Here is a 20,591-nt window from a genome sequence, read left to right on the forward strand (position 1 = left end):
CACCTCGTTCTTGCCGTTCTTGTCTGCAGTTGAATCCGGCGTGCTGTTTAGGAGCAGCGGCCGTAGTTGTCGTTGAACCTCACTATGTCGTCTTCACCGAGATAGGTGCCTGACTGGATTTCAATGATTTCGAGCGGCACCTTTCCCGGGTTTTCGAGCCGGTGGCGGGTGCCGAGCGGAATGTAGGTCGATTCGTTCTCACTCAACAGGAACTGCTCTTCACCGCGCGTGACGAGCGCCGTGCCACGCACGACGACCCAGTGTTCAGCGCGGTGGTGATGCAATTGCAACGACAGTTGCGCACCGGGCGTCACGACGATGCGCTTGACCTGGAAACGCTCGCCATGGTCGATCGAATCGTAGAAACCCCAAGGGCGGCGCACCTTGCGATGCGCGTCGGCCTCCGGCGCGTGCTGCGCCTTGATACGCGACACCAGACCCTTCACGTCCTGCACGTGCGAGCGGTCGACCACCAGCACCGCGTCGGCGGTCTCGACCACGACGACGTTAGTGGTGCCCACGCAGGCGACGAGGCGCCCTTCCGAATGCGCGTAGCTCGATACCGCGCCTTCGAACGTCACGCGGCCGCGTCCGGCGTTACCGTTGGCGTCCTTTTCCATCGCGGCCCACACGGCGTCCCAGGAACCCAGGTCCGACCAGCCGGCATTCAACCCGACCACGACGCCGGCCGGGTGCGCCGGCGCGTTCGCGGCCGCGTCATCCGTCGAGTCCGCTTCGGCCGTCTCGGTCAGGCGCTCCATCACTGCGTAGTCGATCGAATTCGCGGGCGCACTGAGGAACGCGTCGACCAACGGCCGGAAATACGCGCCATCCTGGTGCCCGCCGGTGAATGCGCGTTCGCAGGCGGCGTGCATTTCGGGTTGCAAACGCTTCAACGTATCGAGCCACACGCTCGCCCGGACAATGAAGATGCCGCTGTTCCACCAATACATGCCCGCCGCGACGTACTTCGCCGCGAGTTCTTCTGCCGGCTTTTCGACGAAACCGTCGATCGCATGGCCGCCGCCCGCCAACTCCGCGCCGATGCGGATATAACCGAAGCCGGTGTCGGGGCGCGTGGGCGGCACGCCCAGCGTCGCGATCGAGCCCTGTTCCGCGTAACGCGCTGCCAGTTCGAGCGCGGCCTGCAACGCGGGCACGTCGGCGATCGAGTGATCCGCCGGCATGACGACGAGAATCGCGTCGCCACCGTCCGCGCACGCCAGCGATGCCGCCAGCGTCAGCGCGGGCGCCGTATCGCGTCGCGCCGGCTCGACAATAAGACGAGCGTCGACGCCATTTTCATGAAGTTGTTCGGCGATCACGAAACGATGTTCCTCGCCGCACACGATGATCGGCGACGCCTCCACTTTCCAGCCCGCGGGAAACCCGTCCATGCGCCGCGCGGTGGCTTGCAGCAGTGAGTCGGAACCGACCACGTCGATCAGTTGCTTCGGAAAGTTTTCGCGCGACACCGGCCACAGCCGCGTGCCTGAACCGCCCGCCAGAATGACCGGGACGATGCGCGCGCAACGCCCGTGCGCCACTGCGGCACCCGCACCGTTAGGTTCGACCGACACGGCGCTCACAACTCCCTGAGTCAACATATTCGCATTCCTTATAATTCTCAAAGATCGGCGGAAATTCGGACCGAATGCCGTATTGCCACACGGCCCCCGGCTGGCCCCGTCGCGCTATTCGCCGACCAGTCGGCGGCTTTGAATCCGAAACTCGGTTGGCGAAATTCTCATCCGCTTGCGGAACACCTTCGCCAGACGGTCGCCATTGCCCATGCCGGTGCGCCGCGCGATCTTGTCGACCGGCAATTCGGATTCGGTCAACAGGCTGCAGGTCACCGCCAGACGCTCGTGCAACAGAAAACTCGAGGGCGTAATACCCATTTCCATCTTGAAGCGGCGCAGAAAGTTGCGCTCGCTCATCGCGGCGAACTGCGCGGCGTCGGCAATCGAAATCGCCTGCTGGCAATTCTCCTGAAGCCAGCGAGCGGCCGCGCGCACCTTGTCGCCAGGGCTCAGTCCGCCGTCTTCACCGAGCAGCGGCGCGAGATTCGAGCACGAATCGGCTAGCAGGCGCTCGGCAACCGTGCGCGCCGTGGCGCTGCCCAGATCGCGCTTGATCATGGCGAGCGCGCTTCTCATCGATTCGAGGCGATCGCCCGCGTCGGCACCCTGTTCAGGCTGGCGCGCCTGCGCGGACTGTCCATTCAGGTCCGCGCTGTCCTTGCTGTCCTTGTTCTCGGGCACGTACGCAGCGTCGAGCAGCGCCCGGCCTTCCGCGATCGGCCGGATCATGCCGGTGTTGCGGCGCACGCGACGCAGCCAGGCAATCAGCCGCTCGTCGCTCGCGGCGGCGAATGCGCCTTTACCGCCCGCCACATACAACGCATCGAAACCGCCGTAATGCCGTGCGTCGAGTCCGTCTGTCCACACCCGCAGCGCGGACGACGAAGTCACCATGCCGCCGTCGGCCGACAGGAACGAAACGTCGTATAACCAGCCGCCCGAACCGGACGAAGCCATTTCATTCGCAGCCTGGAACACCTCGGCAACAACCCCTGCTCCTTGCAGCGAGCAGTCGTTGAACATCAGTATCGCGATGCGACGCATACCCTTGTTCGGAGCGTGCACCCAGCGCAGCATTGCAGACTCGAGACTCGCGCAGGTCATAGTCATCCTCTCACCAGAAAACGGATCTACTTATCACTTCAGGCGGCCACAGAGAGGCCTCCTCTGTGCAGCGCATCATAGTCACCGCCAATCAAGCATTTAGCCGCCATGACCGAAAGCGCGTACATGTTGGCGTATTGACAGGGTGACCACCCAGGGATTTTCGGAACAACCCCGCTACCGCTGTCTTTTCAACGAATTAATTGCCGATTCCACATATGAATGAATTGGCATTCTGCGAATGTTAATGCAAATAAAACCGCGATTTCGTTCGGCACCGCACACACGGCGACTACTCGAAAAAGGCCGACTTACCAATCGAACCACCCATGGCCAAACCGATTTGAAGTGACTTTTTCCCGCCGGAACGTCAGAATGAGCGCAGCCGGCTTCGCTATACCGGCACCTGCTCTGCGGCAACGCCAGACCGGCTATCTTCTGACGATAAATCGTCGGAGTGGCAATAAGTAAAACGAACATCCAATATAAGCACTTGAAGGCGCGACAAAATTATTTAATTGGTTGTTATTGGATCGCGTGAATATAAAGCTGGCGATTAATGTTTCAAACGTGAAACACCGGAATAAGACAACTTTAGACCGCGCGGCAATAGACGGGCCAGTGGCGGAATCTGTCGAGTGGGAAGCGGGCCATTTCCGCCAGGGGTTTGCGGAAATACACTATGCGGTTTCCGCAACACATTGCCTGAAGGGGTGCCGCAAGGCGGGTCTGACCTGGTGAACTAGCAAATGGGCGACGCGTTTGTCGTCTGGGGGTAGTACAGCGAACGACACGGGGAACACATGTCGAATGTACGCGAACAGCGCGCGCTGCGAAAGCGCGCCGGCGGCTTGTCCGCCGAGCGTAGAGGACTGCGCATCAGCATGGTCGCCTCGGTGGCGGCTTCCATCTTGCTCGGCGTTTCAACGTTTCGATGCGCGGCGGCAGAAGCCGCACCGCAAGCGAATGGTGTGAGCAATGCCGAGTTCTCAGCGGACGGCAGAAAGTGGACACCGTGCGCGGCCGAATACGGCACCTGTCGGTTCAGTGGCACGCGCGACGTGCTATATGGCACGCCGCAACAGCATGTCGTCAAAACGTTCTCGAATAGCGCCGAATGCAACAACGGCGTATTCGGCGATCCGGCGCCAGGTGTCGAGAAGCGCTGTGCAATGGCGCCCACCGCAGCGGGCAGCACGCTCGTGCCTGCCACGAAGCCTGCCATCAATAACGACATGGCATCGAGCGCCGCAGCGCAATCCGCGACACCCTCCGATCTGAAGGCGCCGCCCGGCGAGGGCTTGCGTTGCTCGGCGCCTTCGTCACAAGTACCCACGAGCGCGAACGGCGATGTGCTCGAAGCCGACACGCCCAGCGACGGCACACGTCTGTTCGCCGTGGCGAAACCATTCGCGCTGGTTTTCACCTCACGCCCCAAGCAAAGCGACACGCTCAACTGGCAAATACGCGACGCGTGGAATGTCGTGCGCGCCAGTGGACGCTTCCCCGTTGCGGCCGGCGCGACCCTGTCCACGCTCAGTTGCGCTTCCAGCGTGGCGGGCTACTTCGCGGTATCGGCATCGCTGGAGCGTGCGCATGGTCAGCTCGAATCACGCGGCACACGTCCCGCAGGCATCGCGACGTTCGGCGTCTTGCCCGATCCCTCCATGGCGTTACCCGCCGTCCGTTTTCCGTATGAAGATCTGCACCGTTTCGGCGGGCAGGGCGCCGCCTATCTCGCACCCGGCCAGCACTGCTGCGACGGCGACGGTTACCGGCCGGTCTACACCGCGCTCGGTCTGACGTGGGTCAACGACAATCGCAACTGGTATATGGAAGAGCCGAAAAAAACCGGCACGTTCGACCCCGCGGCCAAACAGCTCACACCATTCTTCCGGCGCGGCGACCTCTTGCGATTGATCCAGCTCGACGGCATTCCCCAGTGGGCGAGTCCGACCGGCAAAGAGACGCACAGCTATGTGCCGACTTCGCTTGCGCAGATGAAGGACTACATGGCCAAAGTCGGCGCCGAATCGAATCGCGTTCGCACGACCTACTTTCCCAAACAGCGCGACAACTACTATCAGGTGACATGGGAGCCGGACGCCGACGGCGGTCTGCCGTGGCGCGATACCGACGCGAACTTCGTCGCCATGTACAAGGCGGTCTGGGAAGGGATCCATCAGACGGATCCGCATGCGGTGGTGATGGGGCTGACCTATTCGTCGGTGCAGGGCAATGTCACGTGGATGCGCAAACTCGGTCCGCTTGGAATCGGCCGCTATATGGATGGCATGACGATTCACGGTTATTACGACATCGGCACGACGCCCTCGCATCCACCCGAGCGGGTTGCGGACACCGGCAATCAGGGCACGGTGCCGGGCGCGCTGCCCGCCGCGATGCGGGCGCTGCGCCACGAGATGCGTCAATACCTGAAGCCTGGCGCGCCGTTGTTCGTCACCGAAACCGGCATCAGCTACGACATCGGCCAATCGTATGGCAAGAACTATCCCGGCGCGAACGTGTTGTACGCCCAGGCGGCGGTAACGGCGCGCACGCATCTGATCCTGCTAGGCGAAGGCGCCGACATGACCTACGTGTTCTATCTGGCGGATATGCCGGACGCCGCGCCGGGCTACGGCATTTTCTTCGAACTCGATCATCCGACCGGCGCTTATGGTCCGACTCGCATCAGCCCGAAGCCCGCGGCGCTCGCGGTGGCGGCGATGACGCGCATCATCGACGGTACTGTGACGCTCGGCCCGCTCAAGGGCGTGCCCAAAGGCGTCTATGCGTACGCGTTCCGCCGGCTCGGCGGCGGCAAGATCGTAACCGCGCTGTGGACGCATGACAACGACGCATGGAGCGCCAAAACCGGTTTCGACGCGAGCAGGAGCGTGGACTACCGGCTGCGGGTCGATGCGCCGGGCACTACGGGCGAAGTGACGGTGTTCGACATGATGGGCAACGCGACGGCGTTGCCGTATCGCGACGGCGTGGCGAGCCTGAAACTCTCGCCCGCGCCCGTCTATGTCGTCTCCGGCAACGCCGACGTCTTCAGGGAAGCGGTGACGACACCCGAGGGTTACGTGGCGCGCTAGCGGCGCGATGTGACGATACTTCGGCGTGATGTGACAGGCTCTGCGGCGACTGGCGCACATAGCATGCAGACGGGGGCACGTTAGCATGCCTATCAACACGCTGGAGCCGAACGCCGGAGCCGAAACATGAGCGGCCTTGCATGGACGATGCTGGTACTGGCCGCAATGATCGGCGCGTTTCTCTTCGCGACGATCGGCGCGATTCTGCTCGCTCTTTTTCTGGCGAGCGTGTCGCGCCAGCTCACACGGAACGATGACCACCATCGCGACTACTAGCGAATCATGACGAACGCTCGATACGCTGCGGGATCACGCTGATCGGACACGTTCGAGCGGCGCAAAAAAACCGGGGGAAATGACATGCTGACCGAGATCGATTTTCTGGACGTAGTCCGTCTCACACCGCTGGTCGCATTCGATCTGATCGTCAGCGACGCCCAAGGGCGCGTGCTGATCGGCCGCCGCCGCAATCGCCCGGCCCGTGGCACCTGGTTCGTTCCCGGCGGCCGCATTCACAAAGACGAAACACTCGACGCGGCATTCGCGCGCATCGCCGACGCCGAGCTCGGCATAGCGAATCTGGCGCGCTCGACGGCGCGCTTCGAAGGCGTGTTCGAACATCACTACAGCGACAACTTCGCGGGCGAGCCGGACGTATCGACTCACTACATCGTGCTCGCCTATGCGCTGACGCTCGCGGGCACGGCGCGCCTCGGACGGCCCGAGCAGCACAGCGAATATGCGTGGCTTACGCCGACGGAACTGCTCGCGCGCGCGGACGTCCACGACAACACCAAAGCCTATTTCCGCTAACGCGCGCGAGCAGACGCGCAAGCAGACGCGCGGGCACGATTCCGTGCCGGGCCGCATTCTGCCGCCGACTGTGAGTTCGGCAACGTGGCCGCCAGAGCCGCTACAGTATGATTCGAGCTCACCGTCAGGGCTCGAATCACTATGCGATCATCGGCAACCCGGCTCGTTCGCGATTCCATCATTGCGTGTCTCGCGCTGCTCTTCTTCACCTGCCTAACAGCCTCCGCACGCGCGGCCGAATGTGGCGCCGGCACGCTGGTCACCGTGGTCGCGCACCTCGACGACGATCTGCTATTCGTGGACCCCGCCATCAGCGAGCGTCTCGATGCGGGATGGTGCATCACCACCGTCCATCTGATCGGCGGAGCCAATGGCGCGGACTTCGCTTACGTTCAAACCCGCGAACGGGCTTCAAGGCTCGCCTATGCGCGCATGGCAGGCGTGCCCGACGAGTGGCTCGAGTCCAACGTGACGATCGCCGGCAAGCTCGTGCATCAGATGCTGCTGAAGGCGAGGCCGCAAGTGCGCCTGCTGGAGCTGCGCCTGCCCGGCGGCGCCGTGCGCGGCGGCCGTGTGCCGCTCGGCCTGCTGTGGGAACAACACGCCATGCTCTCGACTTATCCGATGAACGCGGACGGCTCCGTGCGCGTGAAGTACGATCGCGATGCCTTGTCGGCCACATTGAAAGCGATACTCGAGCCGGCCACGCTGATCTATACGCTCAACCCGGATACCGTGCCGTTCATTGAGCATCCCGATCACATCCTCTCCGCGCGCATTACTCGCCATGTCGTCCAGACGCTCGGCAAAGGCGTGCCGATCGTCTACCACGTCACCTATCCGACCGGCAGCTGGCCGGGCAATCTGCCGGCCGCCGAAGTGCAGCGCAAGCGCGACATCGTCGCCAGCTATTTTTCGATCGACGGCAGCGAGTCGTCGCATGTATTCGGTGAATTTCAGTGGGACGGCAACTGGATTTCGCGCCGCTATACCTTTGCCGACCGTACTGATCGCCGCGTGCCGGACTTCGTGTCGCATCCGATTCAGCTCTTCAATGCGGCGACCAGCCGCTGCCTGAGCTCGGCTGGGCCCGGCCGTGCGCCGACGCTGGCGGCGTGCACGGACTCGCCGGCCCAGCAATGGCGCTGGGATCCGCTGAGCGTCTATCCGGGCAATACGCGCAACGCCGCGCTCGTGAGCGTCGCGACTTCGCAGTGCATCGCCGAACGCGACGGCTATCTGATCGCGGAGACCTGCGATCAATGGGACGTGGCGCAGCGCTGGACCCCGTGGGATTTCGGCCTCGTCTATACGCCGATGCGGCATTGCCTCGGCGAAAACGACGGCAAGCTGACCATGCGCGGCTGCACCGCGCTCACCACGCGCTATCGTTGGGCCACCACACAACACACGCAGGCGAACGACCTGCGGCTCGCCACCGTGATGGCGGGCGACGTCGCCGGCTCGGGCGAGCAGTCCGCAGTGTATGTCCAGCGGCAACACGACGGCCCAGGATTCAACGTGTATGCCGCCTCGCTCGCCAAGGTGTCGCCGCCCGCGCTGTGGTACGCGAGCGTCGTCCCGTTCGATCCGCGCGCCACCGCGGCAAGTTGCGCCGGCGACAAACTGTGCTTCGACAGCGTGCGCTTTCTGCTCGGCGATTTCGACGGCGACGGCAAGGCGGATCTGATGATCGTCGCGGCGCGCCAGGGCGGCACCGCCTTCTGGTTGCTTCGCAGTGCTGGCGACCACTTCGAGGCGCCGCGCCTCTGGCTGCAAACCAGCAATGCGTTTAGACCTGAACTGACGCAGCAATATGTGGCTGGAGACTTCACCTCATCGGGGCGGGCCAGCGTGCTGATCGCGCAAAAACGGGCCGACAGCGGACTTGATCTATGGGTCGCGTCGGCGCAAGGAGCAGGAGCCTCGGTGGCGTCAGCGCCGGCGCTCTGGGCACAGGCCAGGAACCTGCCGCAGAACGTCAATCTGCTGGTGCGTGAGACAGCCGGCTCGCGCGCCTCGCTGATCGCGGTGGACGGGGCAAACGGACGCCTCGCGCTCACTTCCATCGCCAATGAAGGTGCGCGCTTGAGCGTCGGCGAGCGCAACGTCTTGCCGGCGAGTTTCGTCCCCGGCTTCGTGAAAGTGACAATGGGCGCCGTGCGTGGCCGCGACAGCAACACGCTGATCCTGCTAACGCCGCATCTCGACGAGACGAGCGAGGAAGCCATGATCGATGTCGCCACGCTCGACGTGAGCGGCGCAGCAAGTTCGCCGGTGCGGGCGGCGACATTGCACGACATGTCGTGGTCGGATGTCTTTCCGGCTTTCGTGCGCGACAAGCAGGGGCCCGCACTGGTGCTGTTTCGCCGGACCGACGCCACCCTCGGCGATTTCTATTTCACCGGCGGAGCGCCGGCGTTGTCGCGCTATCCATCAGGAAACGGACTCGCGTTGGGCGAAGCTCAGGAATTCGGCAACCTGCCGGGGCTTTTCTCGGAGACAGTGCGAATCGACCGGCTCGCGCAATAGCATGCGAGCCGGCCGGTCCGATTGGCGTCAGGCCGAAACCTGGAGCGGTTGAACGAACTTCCGCGCGATCGTCATGTAACGATCCGCCGTGTCGTGCAGCGTGTAGCCGGCCAGTTGCCGGTTCGCGCGCGGTGTGCCGAGCGCGCTCAGCAATGCGCCGCCGTAGGCTTCCGGGTCGGTCGTATCGACGAGGTTGACGCCGGCAAATGCGCTCGCAAAGCCAAAAGACGGAATCCGGCTCGCCACGACAGGAATACCCGAGGCAAGCGCCTCGAGAAAACCGATGCTCTGCGCTTCGAAACGCGACGGCATCGCGAAGACACGCGAGGCGCGCAGCAGCGCGGCCACGTCGGAACGCGGTCCGTTCACCGTCACCTTGCTTTCCAGACCCAGCTGACGGACGAGCGACAGGACCGCACGGTGATAGTCGAGGTCTTCGACGACACCACACAGCAAGAGGCGCGCATCCGGTTCCGATTGCAGCACGCGTTCGAACGCGCGGATCGTGTCGAGCTGGCTCTTGCCTTCGATATACCGGCCAAGCTGGACGATCTGCTTCGGGTGCGCGTCGATATCCGGCGCGCTCGCGTCGCTGGCTTCGGCGAACAACTGGGCATCCACGCCGTTCGGAATCACGACCATGGACGGATGGCGGCCGATTTCGCGGAGGTAATCGTCGATATTCTGCTGCGACACGCCGATGATCGCCCGCGCCCGTCGCGAGAGCAGGCGCTCGGCCCGCTTGAGCGCGCCGTTTTCGAAGTCGTTGACGCCGGAATGCATGACCCAGGCAATCGGCGTATTCACCGGCAGAAGACGCACATACAGTGCGGCAAGCGTTGCGTGAGCCACGATGAAGTCGGGGCGAAAGCGCCGCACCACGCGATACAGGTACAGCAACTTGCCTACCCTGCCGTAGCGCACATCGGGAAACAGACAGGTGACGCCCGCCGCCTGAAGCTCGGCGTGAATGTCGGCAAAGTCGTCCTGCTGCGGAAGCAGCGATGTCATGCAGACTTCATGGCCACCGCGCTGATGGTGAATGGCCAGCCCTTTTACGAGTACTTCTGCCCCGGACAATCGCGGTGCATGAACCAGTTGAAGAATCCTCACGATTGATCTCTCAGCCTTAACTGCCTTTTTGCGCAGCGGACGGGATGCCGCCCCCGTTATTGCAGACCCCAAATAACGTCGGCACCCATCTTCGTGTATGGCGCGCTCCTTTTTGCGGAGCGCACCAATGTCTCCGTAAAACAGCGACAGTTCCGCCGCGAACTCCATGTCGCGAGGAAACCTTACACCCAAGACCCAGCACTTTTACGCCAAGCCCAAGACTTTTTCGGCTGGCCCATGAGCGCTAGCGCCCATTTCTCAGTCGATTGACGCTGCCGGATAGTTAGGCATCCATTTCAAATACTTACGACCCCAATTCACAGTGGCGGAAAAAGACTGGTCTCACCTGACAGATCTTTTTCATTCGATCAATGTAATTAGTACTGCATTAATGATCATACGTAACGACTCGTTACTTCTTTTAAGCACACTAATGCGTATTGTTGCGGTCGATTCTTCCCAAATTGAGCATTTCTAGCTTACGGAACAGTAAAAAGTTCATCGGCTCGCGCCGTGAACTCAAATACTGCGATCTGAATCGCGCTGTTCCTCAACACGCTGGCCGGTTCGTCGTACGTTCTCCGGTCGTCCGATTCCGCCAAAGCCGCTCACGTCAGCGGCCCGGTTTCGCGCGACAAGCGTTTCTCTGCAGAGAAATGCGTTCGAGGCCGACAACCCGGGAAGGCATCACCTTCGCGCAGCCGGAAACGCTGCGCATCCAGGACGCCAGTGTCGAAGCCCTCGGTCATCGGCTGGCTTGCAAATGAACCCCGATGTTCGCTCCACCTCCTGACGCGCTTTGCGCGAGGAGCCGGACGAATGATCAGCCAACGCATTGCTTACAGATTGATGAAATCGCAACTACTCCTACTCTCGACACTGTCCCTCGCACTCGCCGCATGCGGCGGCGGCGGTGGCAGTAACGGCACCGTCAGCAACGCGGCATCCCAGTCCAACGGCGGCAGTGGCACCAGCAGCCCGGCCAGCGCGGCCACCACGTCCGCCGCTGGCAACGCCAGCACCGGCACCGCTGCGTTGAACGCCACGGGCGGCACCGCGGCCATGACCTGCGCCTCGCCGACCACATCAGCCGGCGCGGGCAGCGCGACGATTTCTGCGGATACGCCGAGCGCCGACGGCACGCGCATCTTCGCCTCCGGCAGCACGTTCCAGATCGCCTTCAAGACCAACGCGCCGAGCGCGGACACGCTGAACTGGGCCGTCACCGACACGCTCGGCCGCGTCGCCGCGAGCGGCACCACCGCCGTGGCGAGCGGTGCGAAGACCATCACGTTCAATTGCACGTCGACGCTCGCCGGTTATTTCGCGGCAACGGGCACGCTGGCCAAGAACGGCGGCCAGTTGCCGCAGGCCGGCACGCGTCCGGTCGGCATCGCGACGTTCGGCGTGACGCCGAACCTGTCCGGCGTCGTGCCGGCCGTCACGTATGCGCGCCAGGAGCAGCATCGCTTCGGCATGCAGGGCGCGAACGACAACGGCCCGCTGCTGGCCGCGCTGGGCATTTCGTCGACCATCGACGACCGTCAGCTCTCGACCATGGAGCCGAACGGCCCGAACACCTTCAACCCGTCGGCCGACAATCTCGATCCGTTCTACAAGAGCGGCAACGTGATGCGGCTGATCCGCCTCGACGGCATTCCGGCCTGGGCGAGCAGCACCGGCGCCTTCCAGGACGACACCACGCTGCCGACCGATACGTCGTACTACCAGAGCTACATGAGCCGCGTCGGCACCGAATCGAACGCGATTCGCGCCGCGTACTTCCCGACCCAGTCGGCGAACTACTATCAGGTGACGTGGGAACCGAACCAGATGTGGACGGATACCGACGCCAACTTCGTCGCGCTGTACAAGGCCGTCTATCAGGGCATTCATTCGACCGATCCGCACGCGATGGTGATGGGCCCGGCCGATGCGTTCCCGAGCCTGACCACTTCGCACCTGAAACGCCTCGCGCCGCTCGGCTTCGGTCAATACATCGACGCCGTCGCCACCCACGGCTACTACGACGCGGGCACGTCGCCGTCGCATCCGCCCGAGCGCTACGACAGCGACCCGTCCACCGCCGACGGTTCGTTGCGCGGCCAGATGCGCAACCTGCGCGCGGAAATGGCCACCGACTACCGTACGGGCATGCATCTGTTCTCGACAGAAGCGGGCATCAGCTACGACCTCGGCTCGTCGTACGGCCCGAACTATCCGAGCGCCAATGTGCTGTACGCGCAAGCGGCGGTCGCGGCGCGCATGCACATCATCACGCTCGGCGAAGGCGCGGACCAGACCTACGTGTTCTACGGCGCGGACTATCCGGATGAAGTGGGCTACGGCACCTTCTTCGACCTGAGCGACGCGCAGGGCGCATTCGGCGCGACCAACATCAGCCCGAAACCGGTGGCGATGGCGATCAGCGCGATGACGCACACGCTCGACGGCACCACGACGCTGGGCCCGGTCAACGGCACGCCGACCGGCGTCTACGCGTACGCGTTCCAGCAGGTGGGCAACGGCGCGGTGATTACCGCTCTGTGGGCGCACAACAACAACGTGTGGAGCGCGAGCGCGGGCTTCAGCTCGACTTATAGCGTCGCGTACAGCCTCAACGTCGATCAACCGGGCACGAGCGGCACCGTCAAGGTGATCGACATGATGGGCAACGCGACCAATGCGAACTACAGCAACGGTGTGCTGACGCTCAACCTGACCGAATCGCCGGTGTATGTGGTGTCGAACAACGCGTCGGTCGCCAAGGCCAATGCGACGACGCCGGTCGGATACATCGGCATGTAAGCCGCGCGTTCAAAGTACCCGGATTCGGGTACTGCGGCCGACATGAAAAACGTCAGCCGGCTCACGGGCCGGCTGACGTTATTTTTTTTGGGCGTTCAGAACCTGCGCGGCGAGTGCAGTGCTTCAACTCTCTCCCAACTGCCCCTCCATACCGCGCAATTCGCTTTCGCGTTCCGTGGACACCTTGCCGATCGGCGGGCCGGCAAAACTCTTGCGCACGCCCGCGCCATACCAGATCGTCAGCAGCACCGCGAGCAAACCGGCAATCACGTAGACCACTTTCTGATTCGGCGGCTGCATGCCGACATACGCGAGCACCAGCGCGCCGATCACCGCCGCCACCGCGAACGGCTTCGACAGCATGCCCAACTGGAACGGGCCTTTTTCGTTCCACGTACGGCCTTCGGCGAAAATGCCCGCCGCAATCGGCATGGCGTACGAGATGAACAGGAACACCGCGCTACCGGCGCTCAGCACCGTGAAAGCGTCGCCATAGAGCGTGACGACGATCGCCAGCACCGCCGAGGTCCAGATGGCGGCGCCCGGCGTGCGATGCGCGGCATTCACTTTACGCAGCCACTTCGATGCCGGCAGGCCGCCGTCGCGAGCAAATGCGAACATCATGCGCGACGTGGAGGTTACTGCAGCAAGACCGCACACGTAGTTGATGAAGAACATCAGCAGTTCGATCACAATGCGCAGCGGCCCCGGAATCGGCGCGAGAATCGCTTCGAAGAAACCCGTGCCCTGCTTCACGGCCGCGCCGATATCCGGCATGACCAGCACGAACGCGCACACCATCACGTAGCCGAAGGTCGTGGACCAGAACACCGAGCCGACGATACCGCGCGGCACATTGCGCGCCGCCTGATGCGTCTCCTCGGAGGTATGCGCCGATGCGTCGAAACCGGTAATCGTATAAGCGGTCAACAGAAGGCCGGAGAGAAACGCCATCGCCATGGTCTGCTTCGGCCATGCGCCGCCGTCCACACCCGTAAAGTTAGTGAAGGTATAGAGCCGCGACAGATCGATCTTGACTGGCGAATACACCAGCAACGCCCCGACCAGCAGGATCGTCACCGCGAAGATCAGATAGCCCGACAGGTCGGTGATCCTGCTCGTGATACGAATGCCGCGATGATTGAGGAATGCTTGCGACGCGGTGATCACGGTCAGAAACAGCGTCTGCTGCCACCAGCCGAGCGACTCGGGCTTAACGCCGAACATCGGCGCGATCAGCGTGCGGAAGAACGGATCATAGGTGCCGAAGTTGATCGCGGCGACCACGAACACGAGGCCGAGCAGATTCAGCCACGCGGTCAGCCAGCCCCAAGTTTTACCGCCGAGAATCGAACTCCAGTGATAGAGACCGCCCGCAGTGGGGTACGACGAGGCGATCTGCGCCATCGCCGCGGCCACCACCAGCGCGAACAGCGAACCGAGCGGCCAGCCGAGTCCGATCGACGCTCCGCCCGCCGCCGACAGGCCCATCTGGAACGACGTGATGCCGCCCGACAGAATGCAGATCAGCGAGAACGACACCGCGAAGTTCGAGAACGCCCCCATGCGCCGGGACAGTTCCTGCGCGTAACCCATCTTGTGCAACAGCTTGACGTCGTTGTCGGCGGATTCCGCCGACGGCAAGGCCGTGTTGATGTCCATGACGCGATCCTTTGAACAGGGTTATGACGAAGCGGCCAACCGGCGAGCCGGTTCAACGGCGTGGCCGCGCCAGGCAAAGCGGCTCACGCGGCCGTGAAACAGTTATCGACGTACAGGTGTGCGCCGTTGACGAAACTCGCGTCGTCGCTCGCGAGAAAGAGCGCGGCGCGCGCCACTTCCTCCGGCGCGCACAGGCGGCCCTGCTGCACCGACAAGGCGGCTTCGCTCGCATCGAAGCCGTACTTGGCGAGCGCGCTGATTTCGCGGCGCCCATGCGGCGTGTCGATGAAACCAGGGCACACGGCATTGCAGCGAATGCCCCGGTCGCGATACTCGACGGCGATGGCACGCGCGAACATCGCGCATGCGCCTTTGGTGGTGCAATAGAGCACTTCGAGCGGCGTCGCCGCCACCGACGAGATCGACGCCGTGCAGACGATCGAGCCGCCGCCCGCAGCGAGCATGTGCGGCAGCACGGCCCGCGTCATCATGAACATGCTTTTCACGTTGACGTTCATGAGCCAGTCGTAGTCTTCGTCGGTGGTATCGACGAACGGCTTCACGACAATGCTGCCGGCATGATTGAACAACACGTCGATACGTCCGAAGCGCGCCATGATGCCGGCCACGGCGGCATCGACGGCCGCGCGCTTCGACACGTCGGCGGCAAACAGCTCGGCGCTGCCGCCTGCCGCGCGAATCCGCGTCACCACTTCCTCACCGGCATCCGTATTGATATCGACGACGGCGACCTGCGCGCCTTCCTGCGCGAACAGCAACGAGGCCGCGCCGCCCGCGCCCGTCGCGCCGCCCGACACGATTGCGATCTTGCCTTCCAGCCTGCCTGCCGATCTGCTCATACGTCACTCCCTTTCCTGTGCATTGCGTGATGCACAAAGTAGGGGCGGCAAAAAGTGGCGACTATCCAAAATTGGCAAAAAGATAAAAATCCCGTAAAAATTCCGCCTCCTGACAAATGCATTACGAAGGCTTCCAGCCGCGCAGCAGGTAAGCAAAGACGCTTTGCGCCAACCCTACGGCAGGGCTTTTTTTTCGCATACACTGGTCGGCACGAGGCTTTCGGGGAGCGCCATCAGAATCGGGAGAAGCTATGCAGGCGGTCAATCAGACGAGCGGCGCGGTCGAGATTCGTTGTTGCCGCAACATTGACGAGCAGGCCATGCTGCTCGACGCATGGAACCAGAGCTACTGCCAGATCTCACGCGGCGCCTTCGACGGCTCGGTGAGTTCATGCCACGCGGGCGGCGTGCGGGTGCTGGTCGAGCGCCTGAACCGCACGGTCTATCAGCGCGGCCAGGTAGCGGCATCCAGGGTCGCGGTGGGCATTCCGTTTCAACTCGAAGGCCATGCGTTGTTGTGTGGACAGACGAGTCATCGCGATGGCTTGCACGTGTTTTCCGGCGATGGCGGTTTCGAATTTCTGTCGCCCGACAAGCATGTGGTGGTGAACCTCGAAATCGAGCCGGGCGCGATCGGCGACCCGCTGTTGCGCTCGCAACTCGACGAAATGACACTGCTGCTCGGCTCGAGACCCGGCGTATTGAACGTCGATCCCGCGAGACTGCAGGGCTTTCGCGAGGTGCTGAAGCAGTTGCTCGACGCCGTCGCGGCCACCCCCACTTTGCTCGACGACGCCGCAGTCGCCGCGGCGTTCGAAAAGTCGGTGATATTCGGTCTTGCCGATGTTTTGCAGGACCTGCGCGATGCCGATCCGCACGGGAACGTCGAGGCTCGCACTGCGCGGAACTGGCAACTGGTGCGTGGGGTTCGTGAGCTGATCGAGGAATCGCCGCAGTGTCCGCTTTCCGTGGCGGAGTTGTGTGCGCGGTTTCGCGCCAGTCGGCGTACGTTGCAATATGCGTTCGAAGATACGCTCGGCGTCAACCCTTCCGCTTATATGCGCGCCGTTCGACTCGATCACGTGCGCCGTGAATTGCGCGGCTCCGCTTCAGTGACGGAGGTCGCCACGCGGTGGGGGTTCTGGCATTTCGGGAATTTCTCCAGCGAGTATCGCGGGCAGTTCGGCGAGTTGCCGTCCGAGACCTGGAGAAGGAGCCGGGCGGTTTAGATTGTTTGCCCGCGCGGACAAAAGTAGCGCACACTAGCTTACTGCTCCTATGCGGAGCAAAAACCGCCAATTGGGAGTCCATCATGGCAAAAGGTCAAATGCGCAGTAACCGCGAAGTCAAGAAACCGAAGCAGGCGAAGAAACCGCAACCCGCCACTTCGCCATCGGGCGCGCCGCCGATCCGGGTAGCACCAAGCGCCTCGGCCACCGCGAAGAAGCATTAAAAGGCAAGACCGATTGAGCACGCCCGCCGCATCGAGGCGGGCATCCATCCAAAGCGCATTTCCTGCAGCGCCCCATCCCGCATCTTCGGCCCCAGCGTCCCGACGGCCATCCTCATCCGCACTATCAACGCCATTGCTCCGGGTATCACTACGCCTGCTTCGTTCATGGCGCGGCGGCTCGCACTTATCACGCTCTTATTTCCAGGCTCATCAGCAACGCTATAGAAACGCGAGCCTGCGCGAGTCGATCGAGCACGCTCCTCATGCGCGGACTTGCCCGGCGTTTCCGGTCTAGCTATGCTGAAGGGCTCGCAGATACCACGCGTGTCGGCGACACACGAATCGCAACACGAAACAGAACAATCGATCCGGGATAGCCATGTCCACCACCAGTCTTTTCCTCACCGCCGCGGGCGTCGGGCTCGCCATTGCCGCGCCGGTCGGCCCGATGGGCATGCTGTGCATTCGCCGCACGCTAACCGGCGGTCCGCGCGCCGGGCTCGCGATCGGCTTCGGCATCGCGACCGGCGACGCGGCCTACGGGCTGATCGCGGCGCTCGGCCTCGTCAGCATCTCGCAGTTCATGCTGGCGTATGACCGCCCGTTGCATCTGCTCGCCGGGTTGTTCCTGTTGTATCTGGGCGTGCGTACGTTGCTGCAGAAAGCCCCGGCCGACGCAGCGGACAGCACCGCAAACGGCGCGTCAGGCGGCAACGGCAAGCTCGCTCAGGTGGGCCGCGCCGGCGCGCTGCGCGCGTATGCGAGTTCGTTGCTGCTCACGCTGACCAATCCGCAGACGGTCATCATGTTCGCCGCGCTGTTCACAACACTCGCCCCGCGCGGCGCGTTTTCATCGAGCATTGCGCTGACCACCGTGGGTGGCGTGTTCTGCGGCTCGATTGCATGGTGGTGTTTCCTCGTGACCGTGGTGTCGCTCGCGCGCCATGCGATCGGCAGCAAAATGCGCGTCGCCATCGACCGGATTGTGGGCTTCACGCTGGCGGCGTTCGGCGTCGTGGAGATTCGCCGGGCGCTTTGAGCGCGCGTCGCGACCTTGGGGTTGGCCGAAGTTGCGCTTTCAGTCTCACGAGCGCCCGCGCAACGCCGCGACCGCCTCGCCGGCAATCGCCAGCAACGCAACCGGCAAAGAACCGGCAAAGCTTGGGCGCCGCCAGCCAGGCCACGTGAAAACCGCCCCGAGGTTTTTGCGCTGATCGACCGTATGCGGGCAGCGCAGCACACCGCTTCGTACGCGAACGCGGCAGTTTTGCGACAATAGCGGCTTTCGCCGCGCCGCGGCGGCCTTCCCGCCGCCCTTCACCGACTGTCGAAGGCAGGCGCACCGGCCTTGCGGCCTGATCCGTCCAACCCACCCGACCGTCAGCGGTCCGCTCAATGGCTCTTCCCCACATCGATCTGCTGTACTCCGTCTCCGGCCTGTTCGTGGGCTTTCTGGTCGGATTGACGGGCGTCGGCGGCGGCTCGCTGATGACCCCGATTCTCGTCCTGCTGTTCAACGTGCATCCGGCCACGGCCGTCGGCACCGACCTGCTGTACGCCGCGGCCACCAAGGCGACCGGTACGCTCGTGCACGGCCTGAAGGGCACCGTGGACTGGCAGATCACCCTGCGCCTCGCCGCCGGCAGCGTGCCGGCCGCCACGATCACGCTGATTCTGCTGCATCGTTTTGGCATGGATACGCCCGGTGCGAGCCGGCTGATCCAGATCGTGCTCGGCGCGGCGTTGCTGGTGACGGCGGTGGCGCTCGTGTTTCGTCCGCAACTCGCGGCGCTCGGCGCGCGCCGGCAACGCGCGCCGCGTCAGGGACGCACGCTCGCGCTGACCATCCTGACCGGCGCGGTGCTCGGAGTGCTGGTGTCGCTGACGTCGGTGGGTGCGGGCGCAATCGGCGTGACGGTGTTGTTGTTGCTCTATCCGCTTCTGCCGACCACGCGCATCGTGGGCTCCGACATCGCGCATGCGGTGCCGCTCACCCTGCTGGCGGGCGCCGGCCATTGGCTGCTGGGCTCGATCGACTGGTCGATGCTGCTGTCGCTGCTGGTAGGCTCGCTGCCGGGCATCGCAATCGGCAGCTTTCTGTCCTCACGCGCGCCGGACGCGCTGCTGCGCAACCTGCTCGCCGCCACGCTCACGCTGGTGGGCGTGCGCCTCGTGCTGGCCTGAACGGGCGCGCAGGCCGGCGCCGCGTATTGCCACGCCACGCCTTGCCGCTCAGGCTCAGGCTCGACTCAAGCAGACGACTGCTATTTGAAAAAGCGGCAGGTCAGATCGGCCTCGAACTGCCGGACCCATTGACCTTGACGGTCGTGATAAGACTGCGCCCAGCCGCCGCGCCGGATGGTGACGAGGCGCTCGTGCGCGGCATCGCTCGGATCCGCGCAGGCGCTGATGTCGAAATGCGCCGGTGCAAAACCGTGCCGCGCGCACACCAGTTCGAAGGCCGCCCGATCGCTGATGGGCAGATCGGTATAGCGCAAAAGCGAGGTTTCCATGGCGTTGACTCCGGTTCCCTACGCATCACAGTACGCTTCGGGTCGCGTCAGCAATGTGTCACAGCGCACAGTCGCACAGCGGCGATGCCGCCGTGTTGCTTGCGACTGCCCGGACCCATCATCACCGCTTCAAAAATCGCCAAATTAAAATAAAAAAGGCTCCGGTTTTTTGCCGGAACCTTGGTGCACAACTGCATCACGACGGCGCAAGGCGGCTTGGCGCCGCCCTCGCCTGATGCGACAGCCTGCTTACTGCTGCTGGACGTTCAGCTTGTTCGACACCGACGTCACGCCGGCGACGCCCTTGGCGGCTTCGCCTGCGGCGTCGATCTGCGCCTGGTCAGGCACCGAGCCCGTCAGCGTCACCGCGCCGCCACGAGCGCGCACGGCGATGTTCGACACGTCGATACCTTGCGCCTTGGCCAGCGCGCTACGCACCTTGCGGCCCAACTGGCTGTTCGCCTTCTTGGTCGACTTGGCGCTCGCAGCCGGCGCGGCGGTCGTGCCCGTTGCCGTTGCGTCGCTTGCCTGAGCGTACACATTGCACGCCACTACCATTGCCACCACCGAGCCCAGCGTTTTCAGAAAACCGACCGATTTCATACTTTTCTTCTCCTTAGCTTCACATTGGACCGCATATAAAAGCGGCTTCGTACGACTTCCGGCAGCCACGCTGGACGCGCGACAAGGCGCGGCCCAGCGACGGCCGACTATGGCTGCAACACGGTGTGCGAGAGGCGAAGAGGCTGGCTGCCATTGCCGCATGCGATGACAGGCATGCAATGCGGTACGACAGACCGGCAAGCCGCGAAGTCCGCGAGCGCGCCCAGTTCTTGTGTGTCTTGCCGGGTCGCGCTGCGCAAACGTCTGTTCACGGCAGCGATGCACAATTTAATCTAGCCGGGCCAGAAGCGCAAAGGGTTTAGTCATACGCGAGGGCTGAATCGCGTCACCCGCACTGGTGTCACACGCCGTTCACGATTTGTTACGGCTTTGTCGGTGAGCGCGGCGGCCATGCGTGCCGCCGTGCGGCGAATCTCAGGTAC

17 protein-coding genes are annotated in these 20,591 nt (G+C 63.4%); 9 read left to right on the forward strand and 8 right to left on the reverse strand.

Going from position 1 to position 20,591, the window contains the following annotated elements:
- Positions 1–47 precede the first annotated feature (47 nt).
- Positions 48–1,607: a mannose-1-phosphate guanylyltransferase/mannose-6-phosphate isomerase gene (locus P0D68_RS26065; RefSeq protein ID WP_408300971.1), complete on the reverse strand. Its 1,560-nt coding sequence runs from the start codon at positions 1,605–1,607 to the stop codon at positions 48–50.
- An 87-nt stretch (positions 1,608–1,694) separates the two neighbouring features.
- Complete coding sequence (locus tag P0D68_RS26070) at positions 1,695–2,687, reverse strand: helix-turn-helix domain-containing protein (protein ID WP_091796606.1); 993 nt, start codon at positions 2,685–2,687, stop codon at positions 1,695–1,697.
- Positions 2,688–3,490: 803 nt separating this feature from the next.
- Here P0D68_RS26070 and P0D68_RS26075 point away from each other — a divergent pair.
- From P0D68_RS26075 to P0D68_RS26090, 4 genes are all read left to right on the forward strand, one after another.
- Positions 3,491–5,791 (forward strand): hypothetical protein, encoded by a 2,301-nt coding sequence (locus P0D68_RS26075; RefSeq protein WP_408300973.1) that lies wholly within the window; start codon positions 3,491–3,493, stop codon positions 5,789–5,791.
- A 126-nt stretch (positions 5,792–5,917) separates the two neighbouring features.
- Positions 5,918–6,067: a hypothetical protein gene (locus P0D68_RS26080; RefSeq protein ID WP_177205023.1), complete on the forward strand. Its 150-nt coding sequence runs from the start codon at positions 5,918–5,920 to the stop codon at positions 6,065–6,067.
- Between the two features lie 84 nt (positions 6,068–6,151).
- On the forward strand, positions 6,152–6,604 hold the full coding sequence (locus tag P0D68_RS26085) for a GDP-mannose mannosyl hydrolase (protein WP_408300975.1): 453 nt from the start codon (positions 6,152–6,154) through the stop codon (positions 6,602–6,604).
- Positions 6,605–6,745: 141 nt separating this feature from the next.
- Entirely contained in the window at positions 6,746–9,136 is a 2,391-nt protein-coding gene (locus tag P0D68_RS26090) for an RICIN domain-containing protein (RefSeq protein ID WP_408468768.1), read from the forward strand.
- 27 nt (positions 9,137–9,163) lie between these two features.
- Here the strand turns inward: P0D68_RS26090 and P0D68_RS26095 are convergent, their stop codons facing one another.
- Positions 9,164–10,249, reverse strand: coding sequence for a glycosyltransferase family 4 protein (locus P0D68_RS26095; protein ID WP_408300979.1), 1,086 nt, complete (start codon positions 10,247–10,249; stop codon positions 9,164–9,166).
- 839 nt (positions 10,250–11,088) lie between these two features.
- Complete coding sequence (locus P0D68_RS26100; RefSeq protein ID WP_408300981.1) at positions 11,089–11,541, reverse strand: hypothetical protein; 453 nt, start codon at positions 11,539–11,541, stop codon at positions 11,089–11,091.
- Between P0D68_RS26100 and P0D68_RS26105 the strand changes: the two genes are divergently transcribed.
- Positions 11,516–13,057, forward strand: a complete 1,542-nt coding sequence (locus tag P0D68_RS26105) for a glycoside hydrolase family protein (protein WP_408300983.1) — start codon at positions 11,516–11,518, stop codon at positions 13,055–13,057. The genes P0D68_RS26100 and P0D68_RS26105 overlap by 26 nt on opposite strands.
- 123 nt (positions 13,058–13,180) lie before the next feature.
- Here P0D68_RS26105 and P0D68_RS26110 read toward each other — a convergent pair whose 3' ends face one another.
- Complete coding sequence (locus P0D68_RS26110) at positions 13,181–14,719, reverse strand: amino acid permease (protein ID WP_408185945.1); 1,539 nt, start codon at positions 14,717–14,719, stop codon at positions 13,181–13,183.
- Positions 14,720–14,802: 83 nt separating this feature from the next.
- Complete coding sequence (locus P0D68_RS26115; protein WP_408185946.1) at positions 14,803–15,579, reverse strand: SDR family NAD(P)-dependent oxidoreductase; 777 nt, start codon at positions 15,577–15,579, stop codon at positions 14,803–14,805.
- Between the two features lie 251 nt (positions 15,580–15,830).
- On the opposite strand from P0D68_RS26115, the gene P0D68_RS26120 reads away from it, so the two are divergent.
- The 4 genes from P0D68_RS26120 (at position 15,831) to P0D68_RS26135 (ending at position 19,216) form a co-directional block, all read left to right on the forward strand.
- Positions 15,831–16,808, forward strand: coding sequence for a helix-turn-helix domain-containing protein (locus P0D68_RS26120; RefSeq protein WP_408300986.1), 978 nt, complete (start codon positions 15,831–15,833; stop codon positions 16,806–16,808).
- An 83-nt stretch (positions 16,809–16,891) separates the two neighbouring features.
- A complete protein-coding gene (locus P0D68_RS26125; protein ID WP_177205024.1) occupies positions 16,892–17,032 on the forward strand; it encodes a hypothetical protein in 141 nt (46 codons plus the stop codon).
- A 379-nt stretch (positions 17,033–17,411) separates the two neighbouring features.
- Positions 17,412–18,071 carry a LysE family translocator gene (locus P0D68_RS26130; protein WP_091796615.1) on the forward strand — a complete coding sequence of 220 codons (660 nt, stop codon included), beginning with the start codon at positions 17,412–17,414 and terminating at the stop codon, positions 18,069–18,071.
- A 356-nt stretch (positions 18,072–18,427) separates the two neighbouring features.
- Entirely contained in the window at positions 18,428–19,216 is a 789-nt protein-coding gene (locus P0D68_RS26135; RefSeq protein WP_091796616.1) for a sulfite exporter TauE/SafE family protein, read from the forward strand.
- A gap of 80 nt (positions 19,217–19,296) precedes the next feature.
- Here the strand turns inward: P0D68_RS26135 and P0D68_RS26140 are convergent, their stop codons facing one another.
- Together P0D68_RS26140 and P0D68_RS26145 are read right to left on the reverse strand one after the other, a co-directional pair.
- Positions 19,297–19,545: a hypothetical protein gene (locus P0D68_RS26140; protein ID WP_091796617.1), complete on the reverse strand. Its 249-nt coding sequence runs from the start codon at positions 19,543–19,545 to the stop codon at positions 19,297–19,299.
- Positions 19,546–19,794: 249 nt separating this feature from the next.
- Positions 19,795–20,148 (reverse strand): BON domain-containing protein, encoded by a 354-nt coding sequence (locus tag P0D68_RS26145; protein ID WP_091796618.1) that lies wholly within the window; start codon positions 20,146–20,148, stop codon positions 19,795–19,797.
- Between the last annotated feature and the right edge of the window lie 443 nt (positions 20,149–20,591).

The organism is Paraburkholderia sp. RL17-380-BIE-A (assembly GCF_046028085.1).
Taxonomy (GTDB): domain Bacteria; phylum Pseudomonadota; class Gammaproteobacteria; order Burkholderiales; family Burkholderiaceae; genus Paraburkholderia.